This is a genomic window from Streptomyces sp. NPDC048275 (assembly GCF_040652275.1).
In the GTDB taxonomy this organism is placed as follows: Bacteria; Actinomycetota; Actinomycetes; order Streptomycetales; family Streptomycetaceae; genus Streptomyces.
Genome location: NZ_JBEZLR010000010.1, coordinates 85,309 through 110,840 on the forward strand (window position 1 = coordinate 85,309; position 25,532 = coordinate 110,840).

Annotated in this window: 25 protein-coding genes; 17 read left to right on the forward strand and 8 right to left on the reverse strand. The window is 71.1% G+C overall.

The window, feature by feature from the left end; translation table 11 throughout:
• Positions 1 to 136: 136 nt before the first annotated feature.
• Positions 137 to 1,327, reverse strand: a complete 1,191-nt coding sequence (locus AB0D57_RS09225; RefSeq protein ID WP_362069176.1) for a pyridoxal phosphate-dependent aminotransferase — start codon at positions 1,325 to 1,327, stop codon at positions 137 to 139.
• Between the two features lie 126 nt (positions 1,328 to 1,453).
• Here AB0D57_RS09225 and AB0D57_RS09230 point away from each other — a divergent pair, with 126 nt between their 5' ends.
• The 15 genes from AB0D57_RS09230 to AB0D57_RS09300 all read left to right on the forward strand — a co-directional run bounded on the left by AB0D57_RS09230 (position 1,454) and on the right by AB0D57_RS09300 (position 17,407).
• Entirely contained in the window at positions 1,454 to 1,738 is a 285-nt protein-coding gene (locus AB0D57_RS09230; protein WP_362069179.1) for a hypothetical protein, read from the forward strand.
• Positions 1,739 to 2,185: 447 nt separating this feature from the next.
• A complete protein-coding gene (locus tag AB0D57_RS09235; RefSeq protein WP_362069182.1) occupies positions 2,186 to 2,728 on the forward strand; it encodes a DUF2617 family protein in 543 nt (180 codons plus the stop codon).
• A 162-nt stretch (positions 2,729 to 2,890) separates the two neighbouring features.
• Complete coding sequence (locus AB0D57_RS09240; protein WP_362069185.1) at positions 2,891 to 4,543, forward strand: polyamine aminopropyltransferase; 1,653 nt, start codon at positions 2,891 to 2,893, stop codon at positions 4,541 to 4,543.
• Positions 4,544 to 4,621: 78 nt separating this feature from the next.
• Positions 4,622 to 5,446: an SRPBCC domain-containing protein gene (locus tag AB0D57_RS09245; protein ID WP_362069188.1), complete on the forward strand. Its 825-nt coding sequence runs from the start codon at positions 4,622 to 4,624 to the stop codon at positions 5,444 to 5,446.
• 312 nt (positions 5,447 to 5,758) lie between these two features.
• Positions 5,759 to 6,562 (forward strand): aldose 1-epimerase, encoded by an 804-nt coding sequence (locus AB0D57_RS09250; RefSeq protein ID WP_362069191.1) that lies wholly within the window; start codon positions 5,759 to 5,761, stop codon positions 6,560 to 6,562.
• A 10-nt stretch (positions 6,563 to 6,572) separates the two neighbouring features.
• Positions 6,573 to 7,121 carry an orotate phosphoribosyltransferase gene (pyrE, locus tag AB0D57_RS09255; RefSeq protein ID WP_362069194.1) on the forward strand — a complete coding sequence of 183 codons (549 nt, stop codon included), beginning with the start codon at positions 6,573 to 6,575 and terminating at the stop codon, positions 7,119 to 7,121.
• 136 nt (positions 7,122 to 7,257) lie between these two features.
• The gene (fbaA, locus tag AB0D57_RS09260; protein WP_362069197.1) at positions 7,258 to 8,280 is read left to right on the forward strand and encodes a class II fructose-bisphosphate aldolase; all 1,023 of its coding nucleotides are present in this window, start codon (positions 7,258 to 7,260) and stop codon (positions 8,278 to 8,280) included.
• A gap of 71 nt (positions 8,281 to 8,351) precedes the next feature.
• Complete coding sequence (locus AB0D57_RS09265; protein WP_362069200.1) at positions 8,352 to 9,893, forward strand: MFS transporter; 1,542 nt, start codon at positions 8,352 to 8,354, stop codon at positions 9,891 to 9,893.
• Between the two features lie 209 nt (positions 9,894 to 10,102).
• Positions 10,103 to 10,516: a DUF3151 domain-containing protein gene (locus tag AB0D57_RS09270; protein ID WP_362069203.1), complete on the forward strand. Its 414-nt coding sequence runs from the start codon at positions 10,103 to 10,105 to the stop codon at positions 10,514 to 10,516.
• A gap of 166 nt (positions 10,517 to 10,682) precedes the next feature.
• A complete protein-coding gene (locus tag AB0D57_RS09275) occupies positions 10,683 to 11,528 on the forward strand; it encodes a tryptophan 2,3-dioxygenase family protein (protein WP_362069206.1) in 846 nt (281 codons plus the stop codon).
• Positions 11,521 to 12,705 carry a kynureninase gene (kynU, locus tag AB0D57_RS09280; protein ID WP_362069209.1) on the forward strand — a complete coding sequence of 395 codons (1,185 nt, stop codon included), beginning with the start codon at positions 11,521 to 11,523 and terminating at the stop codon, positions 12,703 to 12,705. The genes AB0D57_RS09275 and kynU overlap by 8 nt, the downstream gene beginning before the upstream one ends.
• Before the next feature lie 362 nt (positions 12,706 to 13,067).
• Positions 13,068 to 13,946: an alpha/beta hydrolase gene (locus AB0D57_RS09285; RefSeq protein WP_362069212.1), complete on the forward strand. Its 879-nt coding sequence runs from the start codon at positions 13,068 to 13,070 to the stop codon at positions 13,944 to 13,946.
• A 137-nt stretch (positions 13,947 to 14,083) separates the two neighbouring features.
• A complete protein-coding gene (locus AB0D57_RS09290) occupies positions 14,084 to 15,427 on the forward strand; it encodes a histidine kinase (protein WP_362069215.1) in 1,344 nt (447 codons plus the stop codon).
• The gene (locus AB0D57_RS09295) at positions 15,424 to 16,098 is read left to right on the forward strand and encodes a response regulator transcription factor (RefSeq protein WP_362069218.1); all 675 of its coding nucleotides are present in this window, start codon (positions 15,424 to 15,426) and stop codon (positions 16,096 to 16,098) included. Before AB0D57_RS09290 ends, AB0D57_RS09295 begins: the two co-directional genes overlap by 4 nt.
• Positions 16,099 to 16,177: 79 nt before the next feature.
• Positions 16,178 to 17,407, forward strand: a complete 1,230-nt coding sequence (locus AB0D57_RS09300; RefSeq protein WP_362069221.1) for a cytochrome P450 — start codon at positions 16,178 to 16,180, stop codon at positions 17,405 to 17,407.
• A 142-nt stretch (positions 17,408 to 17,549) separates the two neighbouring features.
• On the opposite strand, the gene AB0D57_RS09305 is transcribed toward AB0D57_RS09300, so the two are convergent.
• From AB0D57_RS09305 to AB0D57_RS09315, 3 genes are read right to left on the reverse strand one after another with little or no spacing between them, the layout of a single operon-like run.
• Positions 17,550 to 17,774, reverse strand: coding sequence for a hypothetical protein (locus AB0D57_RS09305; RefSeq protein WP_362069224.1), 225 nt, complete (start codon positions 17,772 to 17,774; stop codon positions 17,550 to 17,552).
• A 43-nt stretch (positions 17,775 to 17,817) separates the two neighbouring features.
• A complete protein-coding gene (locus tag AB0D57_RS09310; protein WP_362069227.1) occupies positions 17,818 to 19,434 on the reverse strand; it encodes an ABC transporter permease in 1,617 nt (538 codons plus the stop codon).
• Positions 19,431 to 20,339 (reverse strand): ABC transporter ATP-binding protein, encoded by a 909-nt coding sequence (locus AB0D57_RS09315; protein WP_362069230.1) that lies wholly within the window; start codon positions 20,337 to 20,339, stop codon positions 19,431 to 19,433. The genes AB0D57_RS09310 and AB0D57_RS09315 overlap by 4 nt, the downstream gene beginning before the upstream one ends.
• Positions 20,340 to 20,442: 103 nt before the next feature.
• On the opposite strand from AB0D57_RS09315, the gene AB0D57_RS09320 reads away from it, so the two are divergent.
• Positions 20,443 to 20,940, forward strand: a complete 498-nt coding sequence (locus AB0D57_RS09320; protein WP_362069233.1) for a MarR family transcriptional regulator — start codon at positions 20,443 to 20,445, stop codon at positions 20,938 to 20,940.
• Between the two features lie 71 nt (positions 20,941 to 21,011).
• Here AB0D57_RS09320 and AB0D57_RS09325 read toward each other — a convergent pair whose 3' ends face one another.
• Positions 21,012 to 21,374 carry a hypothetical protein gene (locus AB0D57_RS09325; protein ID WP_362069236.1) on the reverse strand — a complete coding sequence of 121 codons (363 nt, stop codon included), beginning with the start codon at positions 21,372 to 21,374 and terminating at the stop codon, positions 21,012 to 21,014.
• Between the two features lie 69 nt (positions 21,375 to 21,443).
• The gene (locus tag AB0D57_RS09330) at positions 21,444 to 22,343 is read right to left on the reverse strand and encodes a diacylglycerol kinase (protein WP_362069239.1); all 900 of its coding nucleotides are present in this window, start codon (positions 22,341 to 22,343) and stop codon (positions 21,444 to 21,446) included.
• Positions 22,344 to 22,535: 192 nt separating this feature from the next.
• Between AB0D57_RS09330 and AB0D57_RS09335 the strand changes: the two genes are divergently transcribed.
• Positions 22,536 to 23,819: an adenylosuccinate synthase gene (locus AB0D57_RS09335; protein WP_362069242.1), complete on the forward strand. Its 1,284-nt coding sequence runs from the start codon at positions 22,536 to 22,538 to the stop codon at positions 23,817 to 23,819.
• A 151-nt stretch (positions 23,820 to 23,970) separates the two neighbouring features.
• Here AB0D57_RS09335 and AB0D57_RS09340 read toward each other — a convergent pair whose 3' ends face one another.
• On the reverse strand, positions 23,971 to 24,618 hold the full coding sequence (locus AB0D57_RS09340) for a Uma2 family endonuclease (RefSeq protein ID WP_362069245.1): 648 nt from the start codon (positions 24,616 to 24,618) through the stop codon (positions 23,971 to 23,973).
• A gap of 170 nt (positions 24,619 to 24,788) precedes the next feature.
• Positions 24,789 to 25,439, reverse strand: coding sequence for a hypothetical protein (locus AB0D57_RS09345; RefSeq protein WP_362069248.1), 651 nt, complete (start codon positions 25,437 to 25,439; stop codon positions 24,789 to 24,791).
• Between the last annotated feature and the right edge of the window lie 93 nt (positions 25,440 to 25,532).

Sequence of the window (25,532 nt, forward strand, 5' to 3'; positions counted from 1 at the left end):
TACCGGTCCCGTACTCACCGGGGCGTGTGGGCGATGACCACCGGATACGCCCCGTAGTCGAACGAGAGCCCGGCCAGGGCGCAGGCCGCCAGTGCGGCGCGCCACGGCCGGGCTCTTGCCGTCGGCCCCGTAACCGCTACCAGGCGCTCCTGAGCCGCTTCACCGCCGCTTCCAGCACCTCGGTCCGCTTGCAGAACGCGAACCGGACGAAGGGGGCGCCCGCCTCGCGGTGGTCGTAGAAGACCGCGTTCGGGATGGCGACGACCCCGGCGCGCTCCGGGAGGGCGCGGCAGAAGGCGAAGCCGTCACTCTCGCCGAGCGGCCTGATGTCGGTGGTGACGAAATACGTGCCCGCGGGCCGGAAGACCTTGAAGCCCGCCTCGGCTAGCCCGGCCGTCAGGACGTCCCGCTTGGCCAGCATGTCCGCGCGGAACGCGTCGAAATACGTGTCCGGCAACGCGAGTGCCTCGGCCACGGCGTACTGGAACGGCCCCGAAGCCACGTACGTCAGGAACTGCTTCGCCGACCGTACGGCGGTGACGAGGTCCGGCGCGGCCGTGATCCAGCCGACCTTCCAGCCGGTGAAGGAGAACGTCTTGCCTGCACTGCCGATGGAGACCGTCCGCTCCCGCATGCCGGGGAAGGAGGCCAGCGGCACGTGCTCGGCGTCGTCGAAGACGAGGTGCTCGTACACCTCGTCAGCCACCACGAGCAGGTCCCGCTCGACGGCGAGCTTCGCGATCTCACCGAGTTCCTCGCGGGTCAGGACGGTGCCGGTCGGGTTGTGCGGGGTGTTGATCAGCAGCAGCCGGGTGTTGTCGTTGACCGCGTCGCGCAGCTCGTCGAGGTCGAGCCGGAAGCGTCCCTCGTGGGGGCGCAGTGTGACCGGGACCCGGGTGCCGCCCGCCATCGCGATGCAGGCCGCGTACGAGTCGTAGTACGGCTCCAGGGCGATCACCTCGTCGCCGGGCTCGACCAGGGCCAGCAGAGCCGCGGCGATGGCCTCGGTGGCGCCCGCCGTGACCAGGACCTCGCGGTCGGGGTCGTACGACAGCTCGTACCGGTGCTTCTGGTGTGCGGCGATCGCGGTGCGCAGCTCGGGGACGCCCGGCCCCGGCGGGTACTGGTTGCCGCGCCCGTCGCGCAGCGCCCGCACGGCCGCCTCCCGGATCTCCTCGGGCCCGTCCGTGTCGGGGAAGCCCTGGCCGAGGTTGATCGAGCCGGTACTGAGGGCCAGCGCGGACATCTCGGCGAAGATCGTTGTGCCGAACTCGGCGAGTCGGCGATTGAGCAGGGGGCGGCGGGCACTGGAGGTCATGCCCGTCATCCTGCGCCCAAGCTCTGGACTTCCTCAACTCTGCTTTGGCTGATGAGACGGGAGGGCATCCCCCTCTCACGCAAGACGAGGCGCCCACGGGGGGCCGCTTCGGGGGAACGAAAGGAGGGTGACGCCATGGGCCTGATCATCGGCATCATCCTGGCGGTCTTCTGCATCGTGCTGGTCGTGGTGTTCATGGCTGCCGACCGCAGCCGGAAGAAGGTCAGCCTCTCGAACGGGGGCCGCCGCTCGCGCCGCGATTCCTCGGACCACTCGCACAGCTGGTGGGCCGGCGGGGCGAGCGGGGGCGCGACATCCTGCGGCAGCTCGGGCGGCGGTGACTCGTCGGGCGGGGGCGGCTCGTCCTGCGGAGGCGGGTCGTCCTGCGGGGGCGGGGGCGGATGCGGCGGAGGCAGCTGACACGGGGCAGCTGAGCTTCGCGGGGGAACGCGTCCGGAGCACGCGGGAGTGCCCGCCGGGGAGGGGTCTCGGCGGGCACTTCCGCACTTCGGGATGTTTCATTCGCATTTCGGAGGTTTTCGGGGGTGTTTCGGGAGTGTTCTGGGGGCTGTTTGGGGGCATTCCTGCGGCATTTCGCGAGACCGCGCGCGGCACCTTCGATCGCGCTCCCGGCGTACGCCGTAGTTGAACAGTTGAGCTGTGGAGCCCTCGGGGGGATGGAAACCCTACGAAGTTGGGTAAAAACGCTGTGGTGGCGCCACAGTTCATGATTCCCTCTAACACACCAACGCAGCCCTCGGATCGTTCTTCCTGACCGGGCTGACCAGGCTGACCTGGCCGATCCCCCGGTACCGACCGGGTGCGCCGGACCCCCCACCTCCCTTTGCGTGCTAGCGGAGCCGACCCATGCTCACGACCCTGAACACCGCCTACACCGACACGTGCGCGGCCGATCTCGCCTGGGCCCTGGGGCGTGAGCCGCTCCCCGCGCTCGCGACCCTCGACCTCGAACTCGAAGGAGCGAGACTCCAGTTGCGTCTCCTCGGCGCCTCCCACCAGGTCCTCCTGGAGGAGGAGCAGGGCAGTTGTTCGGAGACCGTCGCGTGCATTGCCGGCAGCAGTACGCCCCTTCCGCTCGGCGTGGCCAAGCGCGTCGGCGACTGGGAGTACGAGTTCGCGGCGCGCGTCGAGACACTCTCGTGCGGTTCCTTCGCGGGCCGCGCCCAGGAGTTGCTGGCCCTGGTCTCCGACCACCCCAACGGCCTGGCCGGGGTCTTCCCCGGCAGCCCCCACGCTTTCACCGCCCTGCTGGCCCAGCGCCACGAGGGGCAGGTCCACTGGCGTACGTGGCACGCGTACCCACAGGACGGCCAGTTGGTGGCGACACGGACGAGGGTGGGGGTACGGATGGAGGCCCAGGCGGATCCGCTGAGCGGTTCCGAGGCTTGAGGGGCACCACTGGCCACCGAACCCGTCCGGCGTTCGAGAACGAGGGCCGGGGCGGCGGCCCCCAGGGGACGATCACATGACGCCGCGTGTTACACATCACTACGGCACTTCCACACGTGTGGGTGACGAAGCGTCGCACCCGTGTGACGTAGCGTTCCCAGCGTGATCGAACCGCAGGCGCCTGCTCCCCCCGGTGCGCCGCCGCCCTGGGGTCTCCAGGGCCAGGCGCGGCTGCCCGTCCGCCCGGGCATCGGCCGGTTTCTCGTCCTCGCGAGCGTGTTCGTCTGTGCGGCCTGCGGACTCGTGTACGAACTCGAACTCGTTGCCCTCGCCTCGTACTTGATCGGCGACTCGGTCACCCAGGCCTCCGTCGTCCTGTCCGTGATGGTCTTCGCCATGGGCATCGGCTCCCTCGCCGCGAAACGGCTGCGCCCCCGCGCCGCGGCCGGCTTCGGCGCGGTCGAGGCGGCGCTCGCCCTGACCGGCGGATGCAGCGCGATGGCGCTGTACGCGGTGTTCGCGTGGACCGGCGACTGGGGCGGGGTGTGGGCGGGCGGACCGCGGTACCTGCTGGTCGCCTTCTCGCTCGCCATCGGCTTGCTGATCGGCGCCGAAGTCCCCCTCCTCATGGAGCTGATACAGCGCATCCGGCGCCAGGACCCCGGCGGCGCGGTGGCCGACCTCTTCGCGGCGGACTACGTCGGCGCCCTCGCCGGAGGCCTGGCCTTCCCCTTCCTCCTGCTGCCGCTGTTCGGGCAGTTGACGGGTGCGCTGCTCATCGGAACGGTGAACGTGCTGGCCGGCGGGGCCCTCGTACTGGGCCTGTTCCGCCAGGACTTGAGCCGGCGCGGAAAGTGGCTCCTGCTGATCGCCAACCTGGTCGTCCTCGCCATCCTGGCCACGGCCGCCGTCCTCGTCGACGACTTCGAACGGGCGGCACGGCACGCCGTGTACGGCAGAGACGTACGCGTCGCCCTGCAGACCGGGGTCCAGGAGGTCGTCCTCACCGGCGGCACGCACGGCCGCCCGCTCGACCTCTTCCTCGACGGACGGCTGCGGGTCAGCGGCCGCGACGAGAACCGCTACCACGAGGCCCTGGTGCACCCCGCGATGAACGGTCCGCACGCGCGCGTGCTCGTCCTCGGCGGCGGCGACGGACTCGCGGCGCGCGAGGTGCTGCGCCACCCGGGCGTGCGCCGTGTCGACATCGTCGAAATCGACGCCGGGGTCGTGGAGCTGGCCCGCCGCGACCCCGCCCTGTCGGCACTCAACTCCCACGCCTACGACGACCCTCGCGTGCACGTGTTCACGTCGGACGCCTTCCATTGGCTGCGCGGGGACCGGCCGACGTACGACGTGGTGATCTCGGACCTGCCGGACCCCGGGATCACGGCGAGCACGAAGCTGTACGCGCAGGAGTTCTACGGACTGGCGCGCCGCGTCCTGGCCCCCGACGGCCGCCTGGCGGTCCACGCGGGCCCGGTCTCCACCCGCCCCCGCATCTTCTGGACGGTCGAGTCGACGCTGCGGGCGGCCGACCTGCGCACCGCCCCCTACCGTGTGGGCGGCCGCGACTCCGGTTTCGCGGCCGGCCCCGACCGCACGGCGGGCGCGTCGAGCGCCCCGCACGACTGGGGTTTCATCCTGGCCTCCACCACGGCCACGGGGATGCCGCCCCTGGGTCTCGACCCACACGGGCCGAGCCCGAGCACGCTCACACAGGATTCCCTCGATGCCGACGCCCGCGCCGCGTGGCTCACCCGCGTCCCCGGTCTGCAGCCCTCCACGCTGGTGCATCCGCGGTACGCCGACTGAGGCGGAGGCCGGGGCATGACGGGGGAATTCCGTGATAAACGGGTGCGGTTCCGGTCGTCCTGGGTAGGCTCGGACGACATGGAGCATGAGGTGTTCGTTCCGGTTCTGGCCGAGCGGCTGCGGGAGGCGCTGGCCGATCCCCTACGGGTGGCCCGGGCGGTTCCCGGGTTCCAGCAGGACGCCGGGACGGCGCCCGTCTCCGGGCGCCTGAAAGTCCGCGTCGGCGGCCACACCATCACCTACCGCGGCGCGGTCCGGGTCACCGCCCAGGACGACGGCTCGTACGCCGTCGAGGGCGACGCCACCGAGGCCCGCGGCAGCGGTTCGGTCAAGCTCGCCCTCGCGGTACGGCTCGTCCCCGCGGACGGCGGCACGACGCTCGCCTTCAGCGGCACCGCCACGGCGGACGGCCGCGTGGCGGAACTTCCACCGGATGCGGTGTCCGCGGCTGCGGTGCGCCTGCTGAACCGTTTCGCGGAGAACCTGGCGGGAGCGGTGGGTGCGGCGGGTGAGGCGGAGGCCACGGGGGGTGCCGCTGACGCCGGCCTCGATGGTGGCGGTGACGTCGGAAATGAGGCGGAGGCCCGGGCGGGTGCGGAGGCCGAGGCTTCGGCCTCCGTCTTCGACGCCGAAGTGCCGCAGCCGTCTCTCGACCCCCTCGCGGATGACGCGAACCATGCCGACAGGGAGGATGCCGTGGCCGAGGCGGCGCATGCGCGACGGACGATGATCGGCCGCAGTGCGGAGGAGGTCGACCATGCGCCGCCGCGTGGGCGCTATGCCCCGGTGCCGGCGCCGGAGGCTGCGGCGGCCCGTGCCACGCTTCGCTGGGCGGCGCCTGCCGCGGCCGCGGTGCTGGCCTCGGCGATCGTCGTCACCAGAGCCCTGCGCAAGCGACGCTGAGCCGGTTGGTCTCGCCCCCGCCGCCCCTACCCGTCCCATCCCCGGGGGCTCCGCCCCCGGACCCCGGCAGGTTGTTGTTTTGCTGCGGGGCGGTGGGGGCTGGGCGCGCCCACGCGGCGGAGCCGCACAATGTCACAGCCCCGCGCCCCTGGGCATCTCAGCCCGTCCGGCGATTGAGGACGAGGCCGTTCAGGCCGAAGCGGGGGTCTGGGGGCGGCAGCCCCCAGGGACGGGACGGGTAGGGGCGGCGGGGGCGAAGAAACCCTTGGCGCCCCGCCGGGCAGACGATCCCGGACCAGTAGGGTCAACTCCGTGAGTAACGAAGACATCACGCTGACCGCGGGCGACGCGGAGGTGACCGTCACGCCGGGCAACGGCGGACGGGTCGGGAGTCTGAGGGTCGGCGGCGTCGAACTGCTGCGGCAGGGCGAGAAGTTCGGCTGCTTCCCGATGGCCCCATGGTGCGGAAGAATCCGCGAAGGCCGCTTCCTGGACGGCTCCACCGTCCAGCAAATGCCGCTCAACTCCCCACCGCACGCCATCCACGGCACCGTCCGCGACGGCGCCTGGAACACCGCCCGCACCACCAAGAACGAGGCCGTGATCACGTACGACCTCGTCGCCCCCTGGCCCCACTCGGGCCGCGTCACCCAGGCGTTCACCCTGACCGAGGACACCTTCACGCTCACCATGTCCGTGGAGGCGTACGAGGACTCCTTCCCCGCCCAGATCGGCTGGCACCCGTGGTTCAACCGGACCCTGGGACAGGACGACCGGGGAGAGGAGAGCGTCCGCCTCGACTTCCACCCCGCCTGGCAGGAGGAGCGGGGCGACGACCACCTGCCCACCGGCCGCCGCGTCGACCCCCGTCCCAGCCCCTGGGACGACTGCTTCGGCATGCCCGACGGAGTCGACGTCACGCTGACCTGGCCCGGACAGCTCGAGCTGAAGGTCGCCAGCCGCGAGGAGTGGGTCGTGGTGTACGACGAGCAGGAGGCCGCGGTGTGCGTGGAGCCGCAGACGGGTCCTCCCAACGGCCTCAACACCCACCCCCGTCTGGTCACCCCCATCGAGCCCCTGGAGGCGACGATGACCTGGAGCTGGCGGCGCCTCTAAGCTTGCGGACATGAGTGACGTACGCGGCGCGCTGCTGCAGCAGATCAAGGACAAGGCCGTGGTGCACGGCAAGGTGACCCTGTCGTCGGGTCTCGAGGCGGACTACTACGTCGACCTGCGCCGCGTTACCCTCGACGGCGAAGCCGCGCCGCTCGTCGGTCAGGTGCTGCTCGACCTGACCGCCGAGCTGGACTTCGACGCGGTGGGCGGGCTCACCATGGGTGCCGACCCCGTCGCCACGGCCATGCTGCACGCCGCCGCCGCGCGCGGAAAGCGCCTCGACGCCTTCGTCGTACGCAAGGCCGCCAAGGCGCACGGCATGCAGCGCCGCGTCGAGGGCCCCGAGATCAGCGGCCGACGCGTGCTCGTCGTCGAGGACACCTCCACCACCGGCGGTTCCCCGCTCGAGGCGGTCCAGGCGGTGCGAGAGGCCGGCGCCGAGGTCGTCGGCGTCGCGACGATCGTCGACCGTGCCACCGGCGCCGCCGAGAAGATCGAGGCGGGCGCCGGGGTGCCGTACCTCTTCGCGTACTCCAAGGACGAGCTCGGGCTGGACTGACGGTTACCGACGAGTCTCGGACACGGTGGCCGAAGCATCGGGTCAAGTCTGGAAAGATGGGGATGACGATGACGTCGCCCCCTAGGTCAGGGCCGTAAGCAGCAGAACGCCACCCGCACATACAAGGAGCGGACAAATGCCGATCGCAACCCCCGAGGTCTACAACGAGATGCTCGACCGGGCGAAGGCAGGCAAGTTCGCCTACCCGGCCATCAACGTGACCTCGTCCCAGACCCTGCACGCTGCGCTGCGCGGCTTCGCGGAGGCGGAGAGCGACGGCATCATCCAGATGTCCACCGGTGGCGCGGAGTTCCTGGGCGGCCAGCACAACAAGGACATGGTGACCGGCGCGGTCGCGCTCGCCGAGTTCGCGCACATCGTCGCCGCCAAGTACGACATCACGGTCGCGCTGCACACGGACCACTGTCCCAAGGACAAGCTGGACACGTACGTGCGTCCGCTGCTCGACATCTCCGCCGAGCGCGTCGCCAAGGGCGAGAACCCGCTGTTCCAGTCGCACATGTGGGACGGCTCCGCCGAGACCCTCGCCGACAACCTGGCCATCGGCCAGGAGCTGCTCGCGAAGGCCGCCGCCGCGAAGATCATCCTCGAGGTCGAGATCACCCCGACCGGTGGCGAGGAGGACGGCGTCAGCCACGAGATCAACGACGAGCTGTACACCACCGTCGACGACGCGCTGCGCACCGCCGAGGCCCTCGGCCTGGGCGAGAAGGGCCGCTACCTGCTCGCCGCCTCCTTCGGCAACGTGCACGGCGTCTACAAGCCCGGCAACGTCGTCCTGCGCCCCGAGCTCCTCAAGGACCTCCAGGCGGGCGTCGGCGCCAAGTACGGCAAGGCGTCCCCGTTCGACTTCGTCTTCCACGGCGGCTCCGGCTCCACCGCCGAGGAGATCGCCACCGCGCTGGAGAACGGCGTCGTGAAGATGAACCTCGACACCGACACCCAGTACGCCTTCACGCGCCCCGTCGTGGAGCACATGTTCCGCAACTACGACGGCGTCCTGAAGGTCGACGGCGAGGTCGGCACGAAGTCGAAGTACGACCCGCGCACCTGGGGCAAGCTCGCCGAGGCCGGCATGGCCAAGCGCGTGACCGAGGCGTGCGCGGCGCTGCGTTCCACGGGCACGAAGCTCAAGTAGTCATCCAGGCGTAGTTTCCGGTTCGGGCCCGGCACCCCCGTGGTGCCGGGCCCTTCCGTATGCTCCGAGGTATGGCTGTCCCTCCGCAGGAGAGATCGGGCGCGAAACCGGACGTACGGATCGCGAGCCCCACGGGCAAGTGGATCCTGCTGACGACCGTCCTCGGCTCCAGCATGGCCATGCTGGACTCGACGGTCGTCAATGTGGCACTGCCACGCATCGGCCGTGACCTGGACGCGAGCCTGGCCGCCCTCCAGTGGACCGTCAACGCGTACATGCTGACCCTCGCGGGCCTGATCCTGCTGGGCGGCTCGCTCGGTGACCGTTTCGGGCGCCGCAAGGTGTTCGTCGTCGGCGTGGTGTGGTTCGCCCTCGCCTCGCTGCTGTGCGGGCTCGCGCCGACCGGGGGCGTGCTGATCGCGGCCCGAGCGTTGCAGGGCATCGGGGGCGCGCTGCTGACGCCCGGTTCGCTCGCGCTCATCCAGGCGTCCTTCCACCCGGACGACCGGGCCCGGGCCGTCGGCCTGTGGTCGGGCTTCGGCGGCGTCGGCGCGGCGGTCGGCCCGTTCCTGGGCGGCTGGCTGGTGGACGGCCCCGGCTGGCGCTGGGTCTTCCTGCTGAACATCCCGGTGGCGCTGGTGTGCGTGCCCGTCGCGCTGCGGCACGTCCCCGAGTCGGCCGACGGCCGTGCCCACGACCGTGGCTTCGACGTGCTCGGCGCGGCCCTCGGCGCGATCTCGCTCGCCCTGGTGACGTACGCCCTGATCGAGGCCCCGAGCGGTGCCGTGCTCGTCCCGGTGACGGCGGTCGCGGGCGTGGTGGCGGGGGTCGCCTTCGTGTACGTCGAGCGGCGCCGCCCCGATCCGATGATGCCGCCCGACATCTTCGCGTCGCGCCAGTTCACGGCGGTCAATCTCGTCACCCTGTGCGTGTACGCGGCCTTCGGCGGCTTCTTCTTCCTGACCGCGCTCCAGCTCCAGGTCGTGTCGGGCTACTCCGCCCTCGGCGCCGGTACGGCACTGCTGCCCACGACCATCCTGATGCTGCTCTTCTCCGCCCGCTCCGGCGAGCTCGCCCAGCGCATCGGCCCGCGCATCCCGCTCACGGTCGGGCCGCTGCTGTGCGCGGCGGGGATGCTGCTGATGGTGCGGGTGGGGCCGGACGCCTCGTATGTCGTCGACGTCCTGCCCGCGCTCCTCGTCATGGGCGCGGGCATGGTGACGCTGGTCGCGCCGCTGACCGCGACCGTCCTGGCCTCCGTGGACACCGCGCGGGCGGGTCTGGCCAGCGGGATCAACAACGCGGCGGCGCGGGCGGCCGGGCTGATCGCCGTGGCCGCGCTGCCGTTGCTGGCCGGGATGGGGCCGGAGGCGTACCTCTCGGCGGATGCCTTCAACGCATCCTTCCGGCGGGCGATGCCGCTGTGCGCGGGCGCGCTCGTCGTCGGGGCGGCGCTGGCCTTCGCGACCGTCCGCCGTCCGCCGCCCGACTGCCGGCGCCCCGAGTGCCTCACCCACGGCAGTGTGGTGGCGCCACCACTGGAGCCAGGGCCGAGGGTTTCGGGCGCGGTGCCGGCGGCGGTGCCGAGGTCGACGCCGGGTTCGGGCAAGTGAGGGTTTCAGCTGATCCGGAGCATGTCTTTTCGGCGCCGGGAGGCAATCTTCAGCCCGTCCGGTGACGGAGGACGAGGCCGTCCGGGCCGAAGCGGGGGGCCGGGGGCGGCAGCCCCCGGGGGACGCCCACACCCACCTCGGCCGCCACCCCCGCCGACCGGTACCCCACCCCTGCGTAACCCCCGGAGGGATGCCGCAGACTGGAACCCATGACGATTCACGAGAACCTGCTCGGGGGCCCGCCCCCGACCCACCTGCCCGACGACCCGGAGCCGCGCGAGCTCCTCGCGAACGGCACGGCGCCCGCCGATGTCGCCGCCAAGTACCCGACCTCCTCGCTCGCCTGGGCCCAGCTGGCCGACGAGGCGTACGAGCGGGGCAGCGTCGTCGAGTCGTACGCCTACGCGCGTACCGGCTATCACCGGGGCCTGGACGCCCTGCGCCGCAGCGGCTGGAAGGGCCACGGCCCGGTGCCCTGGGAGCACGAGCCGAACCGCGGCTTCCTGCGCGCCCTGCACGCCCTCGCCCGCGCCGCGCAGGCGATCGGCGAGCAGGAGGAGTACCAGCGCTGCAGCCAGTTCCTGAAGGACTCCTCGCCGACGGCGGCGCAGACGCTGGGCTGAGTCCTCGTCGTTCATGCAGGTCATAAGGGTCCGCCTGGTCGATGTGACCGGGCGGACCTTGCGCTTTCGGGGGAGGATTGCGGAGGATGCCCGATGGGGACCGGGGCCCCCGTGTCGGAATCGGCAGGGGCGGACCGCTACCCGGAGTACGCAACAGGAGACAGCGATGTCCCACCAGGCTCAGCCCGAAGAGGCTTCGGAGCCCGAGACCCCGCATCTCGACTTCGCAGGAACGACCCCGTACGAGGACTACGTCCAGGCGGACGTCCTGACCCATCTCCAGCACACCCGCTCCGACGACCCCGGAGAGATGGTCTTCCTGGTGACCACCCAGGTCATGGAGCTGTGGTTCACGGTCATCGTCCACGAGTGGGAGACCGCGGCGCAGGCCCTGCGTGGCGACGACATCCCGGCGGCCGTGGCCGCGCTGAAGCGGTCCGTACGGGAGCTGGAGGCGCTGAACGCGTCCTGGCGCCCGCTGTCGCAGCTCACGCCGGCCCAGTTCAACTCGTACCGCTCCGCCCTGGGCGAGGGCTCCGGCTTCCAGTCCGCGATGTACCGCCGGATGGAGTTCCTGCTCGGCGAGAAGTCCGCGTCCATGCTCGTCCCGCACCGGGGCGCGCCGCGCGTGCACGCCGAGCTGGAGAAGGCCCTGCACGAGCCGAGCCTCTACGACGAGGTGCTGCGGCTGCTGGCACGGCGCGGGCACGCGATCCCGGCGTCCGTGCTGGAGCGGGACGTGTCCGTGCGCTACGCGCCCTCGCCGGAGGTGGAAGAGGTGTGGACGCACCTGTACGCGGGCGACGAGAGCGACGAACTCGCCCGTCTCGGCGAGGCGCTGACGGACGTCGCCGAGCTGGTGTGGCGCTGGCGCAACGACCATCTCGTCGCCACCCGTCGCGCGATGGGCGCGAAGGCGGGCACGGGTGGCTCCGCCGGGGTGGCCTGGCTCGAGAAGCGCGCGCAGAAGAACGTGTTCCCCGAGCTGTGGACGGCGAGGTCCCATGTCTGAGCTGCGTGAAGTCGCCGCCGAGCTGGACACGGCGGACGAACTCGCCAAGCTGCGCGAGCAGTTCGTACTGGACGACGTGGTGTACCTGGACGGGAACTCGCTCGGCGCGCTGCCGGTGGGTGTCCCCGGGCGGGTCGAGGACGTCGTACGGCGTCAGTGGGGTCAGCTCCGTATCCGCTCCTGGGACGAGAGCGGCTGGTGGACGGCGCCGGAGCGGATCGGCGACCGGATCGCTCCGCTGGTCGGGGCGGCACCCGGCCAGATCGTGGTGGGCGATTCGACGAGTGTGAACGTCTTCAAGGCGCTGGTGGGGGCGGTGCGCCTGGCCGGTGAGGGCCGGGACGAGATCGTCGTCGACGCGACGACGTTCCCGACGGACGGATACATCGCGGAGTCCGCGGCCCGCCTGACGGGCTGCGAGCTGCGGCCGCTGGAACCGTCGGAGGTGCCGGGTGCGGTGGGCTCCCGTACGGCGGCGGTCCTGCTGAACCACGTCGACTACCGCACGGGCCGCCTGCACGACCTCCCGTCCCTGACGTCCGCGATCCACGACGCGGGCGCGCTGGCGGTCTGGGACCTGTGCCACAGCGCGGGCGCCCTGCCGGTGGGCCTCGACGCCCACGGGGTCGATCTGGCGGTCGGCTGCACGTACAAGTACCTGAACGGAGGGCCGGGCTCACCCGCGTACCTCTACGTCCGCGCCGCCCTGCAGGACCGCTTCGACTCCCCGCTCCCCGGCTGGAACTCCCACGCGAACCCCTTCGGCATGAGCCCGTCGTACGCCCCCGCTCCGGGCGCGCTACGGGGCCGCGTGGGCACGCCGGACATCCTGTCGATGCTGGCCCTGGAAGCCGCTCTGGAGGTGTGGGAGGGCGTCTCGATCGACTCGGTCCGCACCAAGTCGCTCGCCCTCACGGACTTCTTCCTGGAGTGCGTCTCGGCGTACGCCCCCGAGGGCCGCGTGGAGTCCGTGACTCCCTCCGCGCATGAGCAGCGGGGCAGCCAGGTCGCCCTGCGGTGCGCGGACGCCGGCGAGGTGATGCCACGCCTGATCGAACGGGGCGTCGTGGGCGACTTCCGCCACCCCGACATCCTGCGCTTCGGCTTCACCCCGCTGTACGTGGGATTCGGGGACGTGGAGCGCGCGGCGAGGGTGCTGGGGGAGACGCTCGGGTAAGGGTTCTTGCGCCCCTGCAGGGGGGCTGCCGCCCCCCTGCAGGGGCGCGGGGAACTGCGCGCCCAGCCCCCACCGGTCCCGCAGTAAAAAGACGACCCCGTTGGGGTCCGGGGCGGAGCCCCCAGGGGACGATGGGGGTCCCCCCTGCTCGAGCGAAGCCGAGAGCTTGGGGGAGGGTAGGGGCGGCGGGGGCGAACCCACCCCGGAGGGGACTGCTCCGGCACACCGTCGTCCTACCGTTGCCCCTCACCGAGCGTGACATCCGCGTGTAGACGCACGTCACCGGCCTGATACCGTCCCCGCCAACGGCCGAATTTCTCTCCTGGTCCGCCAAATCCTTTTCACCGCAGAGAGGTTGGAGCATGCCGGACGACGCCGCGGCACGGGACGCCGCAGAAGAGGCCTCGGCCTTCTCCCACCCGCCCGTCGACCCCGACGCCACCGCCGCGTACGGCGACCACCCCGACCAGGTGATCGACTTCTACACCCCGCGCGAGCCCGACCCGGCCGTCCCCGCCCCGCTGGTGATCGTCCTGCACGGCGGCGCCTGGCGCGCCCCGTACGACCGCCGGCACATCACCCCGTTCGCGGACTTCCTGGCCCGCCGCGGCTTCGCCGTGGCCAACGTCGAGTACCGCCGGGGCGGCACGATCCCCGCACAGGGCGGCCAGGGCCCGGTCGCGGGCCGCTGGCCGGACACGTTCGACGACATCGCGGCCGCGCTCGACGCGCTGCCCGCACTCGTACGCGAGAACCTGCCGCAGGCCGACCTCCGCCGTACGGTGATCACCGGCCACTCCGCGGGCGGCCACCTCGCCCTGTGGGCCGCCGCGCGCCATGTCCTGCCCGCCGACTCCCCCTGGCGCACCGACCGCCCCGCCCCGCTGCGCGGCGTTGTCGCCCTGGCCCCGATCGCGGACTTCCGGGTCGCCGAGAAGCTGGATGTCTGCTCCGGGGCGTCCCGCCAACTCCTCGGCGGGGAGGACAAGTTCGCGGAACGCCAGCCGTACGCCGACCCCGTGTTCCTCCTCCCCACGGGCATCGCCACGACCCTCGTGCAGGGCCGCACCGACGTGGTCGTCCCGCAGGCGGTGGCCGAGTCGTACGCGGAAGCGGCGGCGAGGGCGGGTGAGGTGGTCGGCCTGACGCTCCTCGAGGGCGTCGGACACTTCCCCCTGATCGACCCGGCGGCGGACGCGTGCGCGGTCGTGGCGGAGGAGATCGCCCAACTGGCCTGGTAGTCATGGTCTGGTAGCCATACTGAGCCCCGGTGTCTCTCGGTCGCCCCCGAGGGATACCCGTAGTACCTGAGAGGGATCCGGAAGGACCCTCTCACTGGTGACGACCACGACCCACTCGGCGGCCTACCGTTTTGAACGTGACCGAGACGACCCAGACGCAGATGACGCCGCCGGGCGGGGCCAAGCCACGCAGCCCGGAGTTCCGGCTGGCCGCGGACGCCTTGCGCGGGCTGCGGCAGGACCTGTTCCACGACGCCTTCGCCTACCGTCCGCTGCCGCGGATGCGGGTGGACGGCCCGCTGACGCGACGCCTGCCCGAGGGTGTGAGGCAGTACGCGGCCTGGACCCCGCACGCGGCGGTCGGGGCGGCCGGTCTGCTGGCGATGATGTGCTCCTTTGTCGACAGCCGCGGCGAAATCGGCACCCTGCTGTCCGCTCTCCTCGCACTGTTCCCGGTGCTGCTGACGCTGATCCGGCCGGTCGGCGCCTTCTGGTTCTCCATGGCCGCGACCCCGGTCGTCTCCGTGCTGGGCAGCTCCTGGGGCAACTGGCCCTGGCTGCCCGGCAGCTTCGCCGCCCATGTGACGGTGCTGACGGTCGTGGCGCTGCGGACCAGGCCGCGGGCCGCCGCCTGGATGTGGGCACTGACGGCGGTGTACGGATTCCTGGTCGAGAGCCTCCTGGGCTCCGACCACTACGCGACGAACACGCTCGCGTTGCTGTTCTTCTCCGCCCTGGCCCTCCTGGTCGTCACCGTCCTGCACATACGCCGCGAGGCGCAGCAGGAGGTGACCGCCCACCAGTCGGAGACGGCGCAGGAGCGTTCCAAGCGCACCCTCCTCGAGGAGCGCACGACGATCGCCCGCGAGCTGCACGACGTGGTCGCCCACCACATGTCGGTGGTCGCCATCCAGGCGGAGGCCGCCCCCTACCGGGTGGAGAACCCGCCGCCGGAGCTGGAGCAGGCCTTCGTCACCATCCGGGAGAACGCGGTGGCGGCGCTCACCGAGCTGCGCCGCGTCCTCGGGGTCGTGCGGGCCGAGGACTACGAGGCTCCGGACGCCCCGCAGCCCACCCTCGCCGACCTCGACGCGCTCCTCGCCAATGTGCGGGACGCGGGCCTGACCGTCGAGAAGGCGGTCACGGGCGCGGTGCGTGAACTCCCGCAGGGCGTCGAGCTGTCGGCGTACCGCATAGTCCAGGAAGCGCTGAGCAACACCCTGCGGCACGCGCCCGGCGCGACGGCCCGGGTGGAGATCGGCTACGTCCTGGGCGGGCTGGGCCTGCGCATAGTCAACGACCCCGCGCCGGCGGCGAGCCTGGTGAAGTCGACGCACGGCGCGGGGCACGGCATCACCGGTATGCGCGAGCGGGTCACGATGCTGGACGGCGAGATGACAGCGGGCGAGACGGACGACGGGGGATACGAGGTGGCGGTGTTTCTGCCGGTGCCGCTGCCGACGGTGGGGGAAACCGGATGACGAACGGCACCATCCGCGTCCTGATAGCCGATGACCAGGTGATGGTCCGCGAGGGCTTCTCCGTGCTGCTGGGCGCCATGCCGGACATCGAGGTGGTCGGCGAGGCGGTCAACGGCCGGGACGCGGTCGAGCGGGTCCGCGAGCTCGGCCCGGACGTCGTGCTGATGGACATCCGTATGCCGGAGATGAACGGCATCGAGGCGACCCGGGAGATCGTCGCCGCGGACAGCGCCGCGAAGGTGCTGGTCCTGACGACGTTCGACCTCGACGAGTACGTGTATCAGGCGCTGCGCGCGGGAGCCTCCGGGTTCCTGCTCAAGGACGCCTCGGCGCGCCAGCTCGCCGACGGGGTGAGGGTGGTGGCGGCCGGGGAGGCGCTGCTCGCGCCCTCCGTCACCAAGCGGCTGATCACCGAGTTCTCCAAGCTCGCGGAGGCCCCTCGGCTCTCGGCCACGGCACACGCGGCCTACGGTGACCTGACCGAGCGTGAGACGGAGGTGCTGGTCCTGATCGCCCAGGGTCTGTCGAACGCGGAGATCGCCGCGCGGCTGTTCGTCGCCGAGTCCACGATCAAGACCCATGTGAGCCGCATCCTGGTGAAGCTGGGACTGCGGGACCGGACGCAGGCGGCGGTCTTCGCGTACGAGGCGCGGCTGATCACACCGAAGTGAGCCGGGGCGCGGTCGCCGGAGCGGCCCGCCCGCCGAGACACCCCTGTTCAGCGGGGCCGAGTCGGGCTAGCGTCCGCCCATGGCAGCCTCGCACACCTCGCAGTCCCCTCTGGCCTTCAATCCCTGGAACCCGGAGTTCGTGGCGAACCCGTACCCCGCGTACGCGGAGCTGCGCGAGCGCGGCCGGGTGGTCCACTACGAGCCCACCGACCAATGGCTGGTCCCGCACCACGCGGACGTGTCGGCGCTGCTGCGGGACCGGCGCCTGGGCCGGACGTACCAGCACCGCTTCACGCACGAGGACTTCGGCCGGACGGCGCCCCCGGCCGAGCACGAGCCGTTCCACGTCCTCAACGACCACGGGATGCTCGACCTGGAGCCGCCGGACCACACGCGGATCCGACGGTTGGTGTCGAAGGCGTTCACGCCGCGCACGGTGGAGCAGCTCAAGCCGTATGTGCACGGTCTGGCGAACGAGCTGGTGGCCGGCCTGGTCGAGGCGGGCGGCGGTGACCTGCTGACGGACGTGGCGGAGCCGCTCCCGGTGGCCGTGATCGCCGAGATGCTGGGCATCCCGGAGTCGGACCGCGCCCAGCTTCGCCCCTGGTCGGCGGACATCTGCGGGATGTACGAGTTGAGTCCGTCGCAGGAGACGGCGGCGAAGGCGGTGCGGGCGTCGGTCGAGTTCACGGAGTATCTCCAGGAGCTGATCGCGGCCCGCCGCAAGGAGCCGGGCGACGACCTGATCTCGGGCCTGATCACGGTGTACGACGAGGGCGACCGCCTCACCGAGCAGGAGATGATCTCGACCTGCGTACTGCTGCTGAACGCCGGCCACGAGGCCACGGTCAACGCGACAGTGAACGGCTGGTGGGCCCTGTTCCGCAACCCCGACCAACTGTCGGCCCTGCGCGCGGATCACTCCCTGATCCCGTCCGCCGTGGAAGAGCTGATGCGTTACGACACCCCGCTCCAGCTCTTCGAGCGCTGGGTCCTGGACGAGATCGAGATCGACGGCACGGTGATCCCGAGGGGCGCGGAGATCGCGATGCTCTTCGGCTCCGCCAACCACGACCCGGAGGTCTTCGAGAACCCCGGACAACTGGACCTGACCCGCAAGGAGAACCCGCACATCTCCTTCTCGGCGGGCATCCACTACTGCATCGGCGCGCCACTGGCCCGCATCGAACTGGCCGCGTCCATGGCGGCCCTGCTGGACCGGGCCCCGACCCTGAGGCCGACCGCCGAGCCGGAGCGGAAGCCGAACTTCGTGATCCGGGGACTTGGCGGATTGAGCGTCGAGATCTGAGTCATTCGGGGCGCGCCTTCCTTCCGGCGAACCCCCAGGAGGCCGAGCCCGTCGTCGTCGACGCCGGGACCGGCCGCCGACTCGACGACAGCGACACCTACGTTGGTTACGCCGACGTCGACTGACCGCGCCGGACGGACGCCTACCGTCGTGCCCTGAGCCGGTCTGCCACCGCCCATACGGCCATGGCCGCGGCCGTCCCGCCGATGACGAAGAACGGCAACTCGGCGTAGAGCAAAGACCAGTTGGGCCCCGCCTCGAACTCGTGCCATCGCCCCTGTGCCCGCGCGAACCACACCGCGAGCCCGGCCCCCGCCCCGGCGACGGCGACCAGACACCCGCCGGCTGCTTGCAAACGTTGCCCCATGCCCCCAGGGACGCGCCGTCCCACCCGGCGGTTGCCGGAAGTCTCAGGCCCCCACGTCCCGCCGTCGCAACCCCGTGAGCCCGGCCGCCACCAGCGCCACCGCGATCCCCGTCAGAAGAACCACCGGCGTCCACGCCATCTCCCCGCCCGGCAGCTTCGGGAGGTGCCCGAAGGGGGAGAGGTTCATGACGGACTGGGGGATGTTCAGGGCGGGCCCGATCCAGCCCAGCAGGAGGGTGAGGCCCGCCGCGCCCCAGGCGCCCGGGGCGAGCTGGGGCGAGAGCCCGTACAGCAGGACGGCCAGTGCGCCCAGGGTCCAGATCGCCGGGACCTGGACCAGGCAGGCGCCGAGGATCGGGCCGAACTCGTCGCCGTAACCGAGCGCCAGTCCCAGCCCGCCCAGCAGCATGATCAGGACCGCGCCACCGAAGGCGATGACGAGGTGGCCGGAGGCCCACCGCAGCCGGCCGACCGCGTTCGCGAGCACCGGTTCGGCGCGCTGGGAGGTCTCCTCGCCGTACAGCCGCAGTACGGACGAGACGACGTACAGCGCGGCGACCATCCCCAGCATGCCGACCATCGCGGCGAGGAACGCGTCGGTGATCCCGGACTGCCCGCCCATCCGTTCGATGATCTCGCGGGTCTTGTCGTTGTCGCCGACGAGATCCGCCGCCCCCTTCGTCATCCCGCCGAAGGCGGCCCCGGCCGCGAGGAACCCGAGGCTCCAGCCGAGCACGGCGCCCCGCTGCAACCGCCAGGCCAGCGCCCAGGCCGTGCCCAGCCGCCCCACCGCCGGACCGGGCCGGGTCGGCAGGAAGCTCATGCCGACGTCGCGCCGCCCGGCGAGCTCGTAGGCGACCGCGCCCTGCACCACGACCGCCGCGATGAACAGCAGCAGTACCCACCAGCGTTCGTCCGCGAAGGAGCGGAGGTTCTCCAGCCAGCCGATGGGGGAGATCCAGGTGAGCGGTGAGGAGCCGTCCGTCGTCGACGAGTCGCCGGCCGCCTTCAGGACGAAGGCCGCGCCGAGCAGTCCGCCGGTCAGGCCCTTCGCGAGCCGCGCGCTCTCCGTGAACTGCGCGACGATCGCCGCCATCGTGGCGAAGACCATGCCGACACCCGCCGTGCCGAGCCCCAGCGCCAGTGCCCCGGCGCCACCCTGCCCGGCGAGCCCGCCCGCGATCAGCAGCCCGAGCACGCCGTTGGCGACGAGCGCCGCCAGCAGCGCCGAGGTCAGCGGGGCCCGACGCCCCACCACCCCCGTCGAGATGAGTTCCTGGCGTCCGCTCTCCTCCTCGTCCCGGGTGTGCCGTACGACGATGAGCAGGTTCATGATCGCGGCGAAGAGTCCGGCATAGGCGCCGATGCGCCAGGCCGTGAGTCCGCCGAGGGAGTCGCTGAACACGGGGCCGTACGTGGCGCGTAGCGAGCTGTTGGTGAGCATCTGCTGGGCGAGGTCGGCGCGTTCGGCGGCGGTGCTGTAGATGGTGTTCAGCGAGTTGGGCATGGAGAGCACCATCAGACCGATGACGCCCACCCACAGCGGGATCATCACCCGGTCCCGGCGCAGCGCGAACCTCAGCAGCGTGCCCGTACCGGCGAGTTGACGTGCCCCGCCGTGCCGAGAGGCGAACCGGGTGTCGGCGGCCAGGGCGGTCATCGCGCCATCGCCTCCGTGCGTACGTCGTCCTGGTAGTGCCGCAGGAACAGCTCCTCCAGGGTGGGCGGGGTCGAGGTCAGGGACCGTACGCCCGAGTCGGTCAGCGAGCGCAGTACGGCGTCCAGCTTGTCGGTGTCGACCTGGAGCTTGACCCGCCGCCCCTGTACGTCGAGATCGTGCACGCCGGGCAGATGCGACAACCCGTTGGGCGGGCCCGCGAGTTCGGCGGTGACGCTGGTACGGGTCAGATGGCGCAGCTGGGCGAGCGAACCGCTCTCCACCGTCTGGCCCTTGCGGATGATGCTGACCCGGTCGCACAGCTCCTCGACCTCGCTGAGGATGTGCGAGGAGAGAAGGATGGTCCGGCCGCGGTCGCGCTCCTCCTCGACGCAGCTCTGGAAGACCTCCTCCATCAGCGGGTCGAGGCCGGAGGTCGGTTCGTCCAGGATCAGCAGGTCGACGTCGGAGGCGAAGGCGGCGACGAGGGCGACCTTCTGCCGGTTGCCCTTGGAGTACGTGCGCCCCTTCTTGGTGGGGTCCAGCTCGAACCGTTCGACGAGGTCCGCCCGGCGTGCCGTGTCGAGACCGCCGCGCAGCCGCCCGTACAGGTCGATGACCTCGCCGCCGGACAGGTTGCGCCACAGCGTCACATCGCCGGGCACGTAGGCGACCCGGCGGTGCAGCTCGACCGCGTCCGCCCAGGGGTCCCGGCCCAGCAACTGCACCGCACCCGAGTCGGCGCGCAGCAGGCCGAGCAGGACGCGGATGGTGGTGGACTTCCCGGCACCGTTCGGGCCGAGGAAGCCGTGCACCTCACCGGTTTCGACGTCCAGGTCGAGGCCGTCCAGTGCCTGTGTCCTGCCGAACGACTTGTGCAGTCCGGAGACGGTGATTGCCTTCGTCATGATTCAGAACGTACGCTAGATTCACAAATTTGTGAAGTTAAGGAAGCGTATGAACGCCGGATAGACTAGAGGGCGGTGCGCGAGCAGGGGAGATGATCCAGGGATGACCGAACCCACTGGGGCGGCGCGGGACTCGGAAGCGGTCTCCAAGTTCGTCGAAGGCTTCGCGGCACAGCTGGTCGAGGCGGGGATGCAGCGGATGGCGGCCCGCGTCTTCGCGGCGCTGCTCGCCTCCGACGCGGGCACCTTGACCTCCGCCGAGCTCGGCGAGCAGTTGCGGATCAGTCCGGCCGCGGTCTCCGGCGCGGTGCGATATCTCGCGCAGCAGCACATGGTCTCGCGTGAGCGCGAACCCGGCTCGCGGCGCGAGCGCTACCGCGTGCACAGCGACCAGTGGTACGAGGCCCTGACCAACCGCGAGGCAGTCCTCAAGCGCTGGGAGTACGCCCTGCGCGAGGGTGTCGAGAGCCTGGGAAGCGACACCCCCGCGGGACGCCGCGTCGCCGAGACCCTCGCCTTCTTCGAGTTCATCGACGGCGAGATCGCCAAGATGATGGACCGTTGGCGCGTCCATCGGGAGAAGGTCTTCGGTGAGGACTGAGGACTGAGGACTGAGGACTGAGGACTGAAGGTGAGGGCTGGGGGCTGAAGGCGGAAGCCCTGCGACGGGACTTACTCGTCGGCCCCCGGGGCGGGCTCGACAGGTTGCCCCACTTGCGAGGGCCAAGCCGGCCGGAACCGCGCCGCGAACTCGTCGAAGTCGTCGCACAGGTAGGCCGGATCCGCCGGTTTCAGTCGCAGCTGGTGCCGGTCGTCCGCCGCCCACACCTCGAACGAGGTGACGGTGCCTTCCGCGGGCCATCGTGCGGCCGGTTGGGGAAGGAGGGCCATGTCGACGAAGCCACCCACCTCAAGCCCGACGTCCACGAAGATGCCGATGGCCCCGGGCCGGGGGACGCGTACGACGGTGCCGGTGAGGACCTGTCCGAAGCGCAGTCCCCTTCGTATCCGCGTCCATTCGGCGTCACTGACCATCCGCGCATCGTCGCACGGGGCGCGCGCCACGGCGCCTGTCCTGTGCAGACCCACGCTCCACGCCGCCCCTCACCCCGGCAACGTAAGTCCCCATCCCCCCTCCTGAACCATCCACGTCCGAGTCCGTACAGGCCCCGCAACCACCGAATCCGCCCGATACCGAAAGTCCGCCCCGGACACAGTGACCCGCCGCCCCACCACCACCAACGGCGAAGCCTCCGCCCCCACGGACACGGGCCGCACCACCACCTCCGCACCGCCCAGCGCCCCCGGAGTCACGGACAGCCCCGCCACGGGCTGATCCAGGTCGACCACCGTGACCCCGTCGACCTCGACCCGCAGCCGCGTCGGCCCGGGCCCGGGTCCGGACGACGCCACCCGCGCCGGCCGGGCGGCGGCCAGCGTGCGGACGAGCGACTGACAGGTCCGCAGCCATGCATGCGCCCCCACGCCGGCCCCGTCACCGGCCCCTTCACGAACCGACGCCGAAGCCCTCGAAGCCCTCGAAGCCCTCGAAGCCTCTGACGACGACGCCATCGACGGAATCCGCAACGCGCCCAGCACCACCCCGTCACTGTCGTCGACGAGCAGGTCGAGCCGCCGCTCGGCCCCGTCGAGCACGGCCCGCGCCGCGGCCACGGCCCCCGTCGGCACCCCGAGCGCCTGCGCGAGCGACACCGCACCGCCCACAGGCACCAGCGACAGCCCGCACATGGCGAGTTCCCGCCGTCGGTGCAAATGAGACACAGCTCGCAAAAGCGCCCGATCGTCGCCGACGACCACAGGCCGCCGACCCCCTCTCCGGGCCAGTGCCCGGGCAAATTCCTCAGGGCCGTCCGGCAGGCACACTTTCGTGGCCGCACCCGCGCTGAGCACGTCTTTTGCGATCCGCACCGCCTCACCGTCATGGCGACGGGCGATCGGGTCGATGACCACCAGGAGCTGGTCGGAAGCCGCCACCTCGGTCATGCCTCGTTTCCTCGGGTAGCATCTTTGTGCAAGAGCCCCTTGCGCTATTGCGCCAGGGGCTTCGTCTATTCCGGGGCATCCGGTCCGACGGTCGCGGCCAAAGGAGGTCGCCGGCGTACGCAGCCGTACCAAGAAATCAGCCGCGTACGTCCCCGACCTTGGACATGCCCCGCCCGGAAGGGGTGTACGCCTGTGCCCGCACTTGTGCTGCTCGGTGCTCAGTGGGGTGACGAAGGCAAGGGAAAGGCCACCGACCTGCTCGGTGGATCCGTGGACTATGTGGTGCGCTACCAGGGCGGCAACAACGCCGGCCACACGGTAGTCGTGGGCGATCAGAAGTACGCCCTCCACCTCCTCCCTTCCGGAATCCTCACACCGGAGTGCACTCCGGTGATCGGAAACGGAGTCGTCGTCGACCCGTCGGTCCTGTTCTCCGAGCTGAACGGACTGGGCGAGCGCGGCGTCGACACCTCCAAGCTCCTGATCAGCGGTAACGCGCACATCATCACGCCGTACAACGTCACCGTCGACAAGGTGACGGAACGCTTCCTCGGTAAGCGGAAGATCGGCACGACCGGGCGCGGTATCGGCCCGACCTACGCGGACAAGATCAACCGCGTAGGCATCCGCATCCAGGACCTGTACGACGAGTCGATCCTGACGCAGAAGGTCGAAGCGGCCCTCGACGTCAAGAACCAGCTGCTCACCAAGCTCTACAACCGCCGCGCCATCGAGGCGGGCCAGGTCGTCGAGGAGCTGCTGGGCTACGCGGACCGGCTGAAGCCGTACGTCGCGGACACCGTCCTGATCCTCAACCAGGCCCTTGAGCAGGACAAGGTCGTGCTCTTCGAGGGCGGCCAGGGCACGCTGCTGGACATCGACCACGGCACGTACCCCTTCGTCACCTCCTCGAACCCGACCGCGGGCGGCGCCTGCACGGGCGCGGGTGTCGGCCCGACCAAGATCAGCCGGGTCATCGGCATCCTGAAGGCGTACACGACCCGCGTCGGCTCGGGCCCGTTCCCCACGGAGCTCTTCGACGCGGACGGTGAGGCGCTGCGCCGCATCGGTGGCGAGCGGGGTGTGACGACGGGCCGTGACCGCCGCTGCGGTTGGTTCGACGCCGTCATCGCCCGCTACGCGACCCGCGTCAACGGCCTGACCGACTTCTTCCTCACCAAGCTGGACGTCCTCACCGGCTGGGAGGAGATCCCGGTCTGTGTGGCGTACGAGATCGACGGCAAGCGCGTCGAGGAACTCCCGTACTCCCAGACCGACTTCCACCACGCGAAGCCGGTCTACGAGACCCTCCCGGGCTGGTCCGAGGACATCACCAAGGCGAAGTCCTTCTCCGACCTCCCGAAGAACGCCCAGGGCTATGTGAAGGCGCTGGAGGAGATGTCAGGCGCCCCGATCTCCGCGATCGGCGTAGGCCCCGGCCGCGACGAAACGATCGAGATCAACTCGTTCATCTGACCTCCCGGCGGGGAGGGATTGGAGCATTTGGGCCACATTCTGGGCGTACGACGCCTTTGGATGTGGCCCAAATGCTCCCCTTGCTGCTTCCGTTCGCGCGGGCCCGCGGTGGCTACCCCTGGCGGCGACGTGCGCCACGCAAGCAGGGGGACTACCGGGCCGGTGGCGTCTCGGTGCTCTCGTCGTCCGCCCAAGGCTCGCGCGGTGCCTGGAAGCCGCTGGTGTCGAGGGTGCAGTCGAACGGGGCGGGGATGTGGAGCTCCTCACCGAACGGCTTGGTGAAGCTGCCCTCGTATCCCTTGGGGGAAGGTCCCCACAGGACGGTGGCCTCCTCCTCCTGCATGTCGAGGATCAGGTACAGGGGGACGCCCGCCTTGCCGTAGGCGTCGACCTTGTCGGGCAGGTCGTCCTCGCGGGTGGGGGAGGAGGTCAGCTCGGCGACGAAGGAGAGGCCCGCGCCGTCCAGGAGGCTGGTGGTGGTCCGGCGGGTCTGCCGGGTCTGCCGGTGGGCGGAGTGGATGTCGGGGCCGTAAGCCCGCTCGACTCCGGGAAGCACGTACAACGCGGGCGATGAGCCGATGCGGTGCCCGTCCGGCAGGTGGGGGCGCAGCTGGTCGCAGACCAGGTCCATGACGTCCAGGTGGTACGCCTTCGACGACGGCGACACGACGATGTTCCCTCTGATGATCTCGGCCTTGTAGCCGTCCGGCACGCGCAGCTCGTCGAGGGCGTCGAGCAGGGCCTCGAAACTGTGGGGATCGGTGCCGCTTGTCGTCGACCGTTCCAGCATCAGTGACATCGTGCGTCCCCTTCATGGTCATGGTGCAGCACCGTCGGGAACGCATTGTAGTCGCACGCTTACTGAGGGGTATGTGGGTCTCGTCGGCGCCCGAACGAACCGCGAGGCGGACCCCGGCGGGCGGCGGCAGGGCTCCGTGCCGCCGCCCGCCGGGAGGGGACCGGCAGGTCCTAGCTGAAGATGATCATCGAGCCCTGGGCGAGGCTTCGGGTGGCCGCCGCGTGCAGGCCCAGCCAGACGTGGCGTTCGCGGGCGAAGGGGCTCGCGTCGTACGGGCCGGGGGCCGCCGGTTCCTCCAGGGAGGTGGGGGCGAGCGGGGCCTCCGGGGGCCCGGGCGGGTTCGCCGGGTCGATGCCGATCGACGGGGCCACGAACTCGAGTTCGCGCAGCAGCGTCTGGGAGGAGCCCAGGGGGCCGCCTCCCGCGAGGAGTTCGTCGTTGGCGAGCGGGTGCGGGAAGTCGACCGGCACGTACGCGCCCGCGTGGTCGTAGTGCCAGACGAGGTGCGACTGCTGGGCGTTCGTCTCGAACATCTCCAGCAGCTGCTCGTAGTCGCCGCCCAGTTCGTCCACCGGGGTCACCGCGAGGCCGCACATCTGGAGCAGATACGCGCGGCGCAGGAAGTGCAGCGCGTCGTAGTCGAAGCCCGCGACCGGGGCCACTTCGCCGGACAGTCCCGGCATGTACGCGTACACCGGGACCGGCGGGAGTCCGGCCTCGCCCAGCGCTTTGTCGTAGAGCGCCAGTTCCTCGGTGAAGGGGTTGTCGGGGGTGTGGCACAACACGTCGACGAGCGGGACCAGCCACAGATCACAGGCCAACAGACGGCTCCTCTAGCTCCTTGTGCGGCAGTGGCAGCGGCACCGGTACCGGCAGCGAGACCGGCACCGGCACGATGGTCAGGGAAGCGTAAT

Coding starts and splice junctions, on each gene's coding strand:
- AB0D57_RS09340 (WP_362069245.1), bottom strand. CDS start 24,618: ATGTCACTGATGCTGGAACGGTCGACGACAAGCGGCACCGATCCCCAC.
- AB0D57_RS09225 (WP_362069176.1), bottom strand. CDS start 1,327: ATGACGGGCATGACCTCCAGTGCCCGCCGCCCCCTGCTCAATCGCCGA.
- fbaA (WP_362069197.1), top strand. CDS start 7,258: ATGCCGATCGCAACCCCCGAGGTCTACAACGAGATGCTCGACCGGGCG.
- AB0D57_RS09275 (WP_362069206.1), top strand. CDS start 10,683: ATGTCCCACCAGGCTCAGCCCGAAGAGGCTTCGGAGCCCGAGACCCCG.
- pyrE (WP_362069194.1), top strand. CDS start 6,573: ATGAGTGACGTACGCGGCGCGCTGCTGCAGCAGATCAAGGACAAGGCC.
- AB0D57_RS09285 (WP_362069212.1), top strand. CDS start 13,068: ATGCCGGACGACGCCGCGGCACGGGACGCCGCAGAAGAGGCCTCGGCC.
- AB0D57_RS09235 (WP_362069182.1), top strand. CDS start 2,186: ATGCTCACGACCCTGAACACCGCCTACACCGACACGTGCGCGGCCGAT.
- AB0D57_RS09310 (WP_362069227.1), bottom strand. CDS start 19,434: ATGACCGCCCTGGCCGCCGACACCCGGTTCGCCTCTCGGCACGGCGGG.
- AB0D57_RS09265 (WP_362069200.1), top strand. CDS start 8,352: ATGGCTGTCCCTCCGCAGGAGAGATCGGGCGCGAAACCGGACGTACGG.
- AB0D57_RS09230 (WP_362069179.1), top strand. CDS start 1,454: ATGGGCCTGATCATCGGCATCATCCTGGCGGTCTTCTGCATCGTGCTG.
- AB0D57_RS09320 (WP_362069233.1), top strand. CDS start 20,443: ATGACCGAACCCACTGGGGCGGCGCGGGACTCGGAAGCGGTCTCCAAG.
- AB0D57_RS09245 (WP_362069188.1), top strand. CDS start 4,622: ATGGAGCATGAGGTGTTCGTTCCGGTTCTGGCCGAGCGGCTGCGGGAG.
- kynU (WP_362069209.1), top strand. CDS start 11,521: ATGTCTGAGCTGCGTGAAGTCGCCGCCGAGCTGGACACGGCGGACGAA.
- AB0D57_RS09295 (WP_362069218.1), top strand. CDS start 15,424: ATGACGAACGGCACCATCCGCGTCCTGATAGCCGATGACCAGGTGATG.
- AB0D57_RS09325 (WP_362069236.1), bottom strand. CDS start 21,374: ATGGTCAGTGACGCCGAATGGACGCGGATACGAAGGGGACTGCGCTTC.
- AB0D57_RS09305 (WP_362069224.1), bottom strand. CDS start 17,774: ATGGGGCAACGTTTGCAAGCAGCCGGCGGGTGTCTGGTCGCCGTCGCC.
- AB0D57_RS09300 (WP_362069221.1), top strand. CDS start 16,178: ATGGCAGCCTCGCACACCTCGCAGTCCCCTCTGGCCTTCAATCCCTGG.
- AB0D57_RS09315 (WP_362069230.1), bottom strand. CDS start 20,339: ATGACGAAGGCAATCACCGTCTCCGGACTGCACAAGTCGTTCGGCAGG.
- AB0D57_RS09330 (WP_362069239.1), bottom strand. CDS start 22,343: ATGACCGAGGTGGCGGCTTCCGACCAGCTCCTGGTGGTCATCGACCCG.
- AB0D57_RS09270 (WP_362069203.1), top strand. CDS start 10,103: ATGACGATTCACGAGAACCTGCTCGGGGGCCCGCCCCCGACCCACCTG.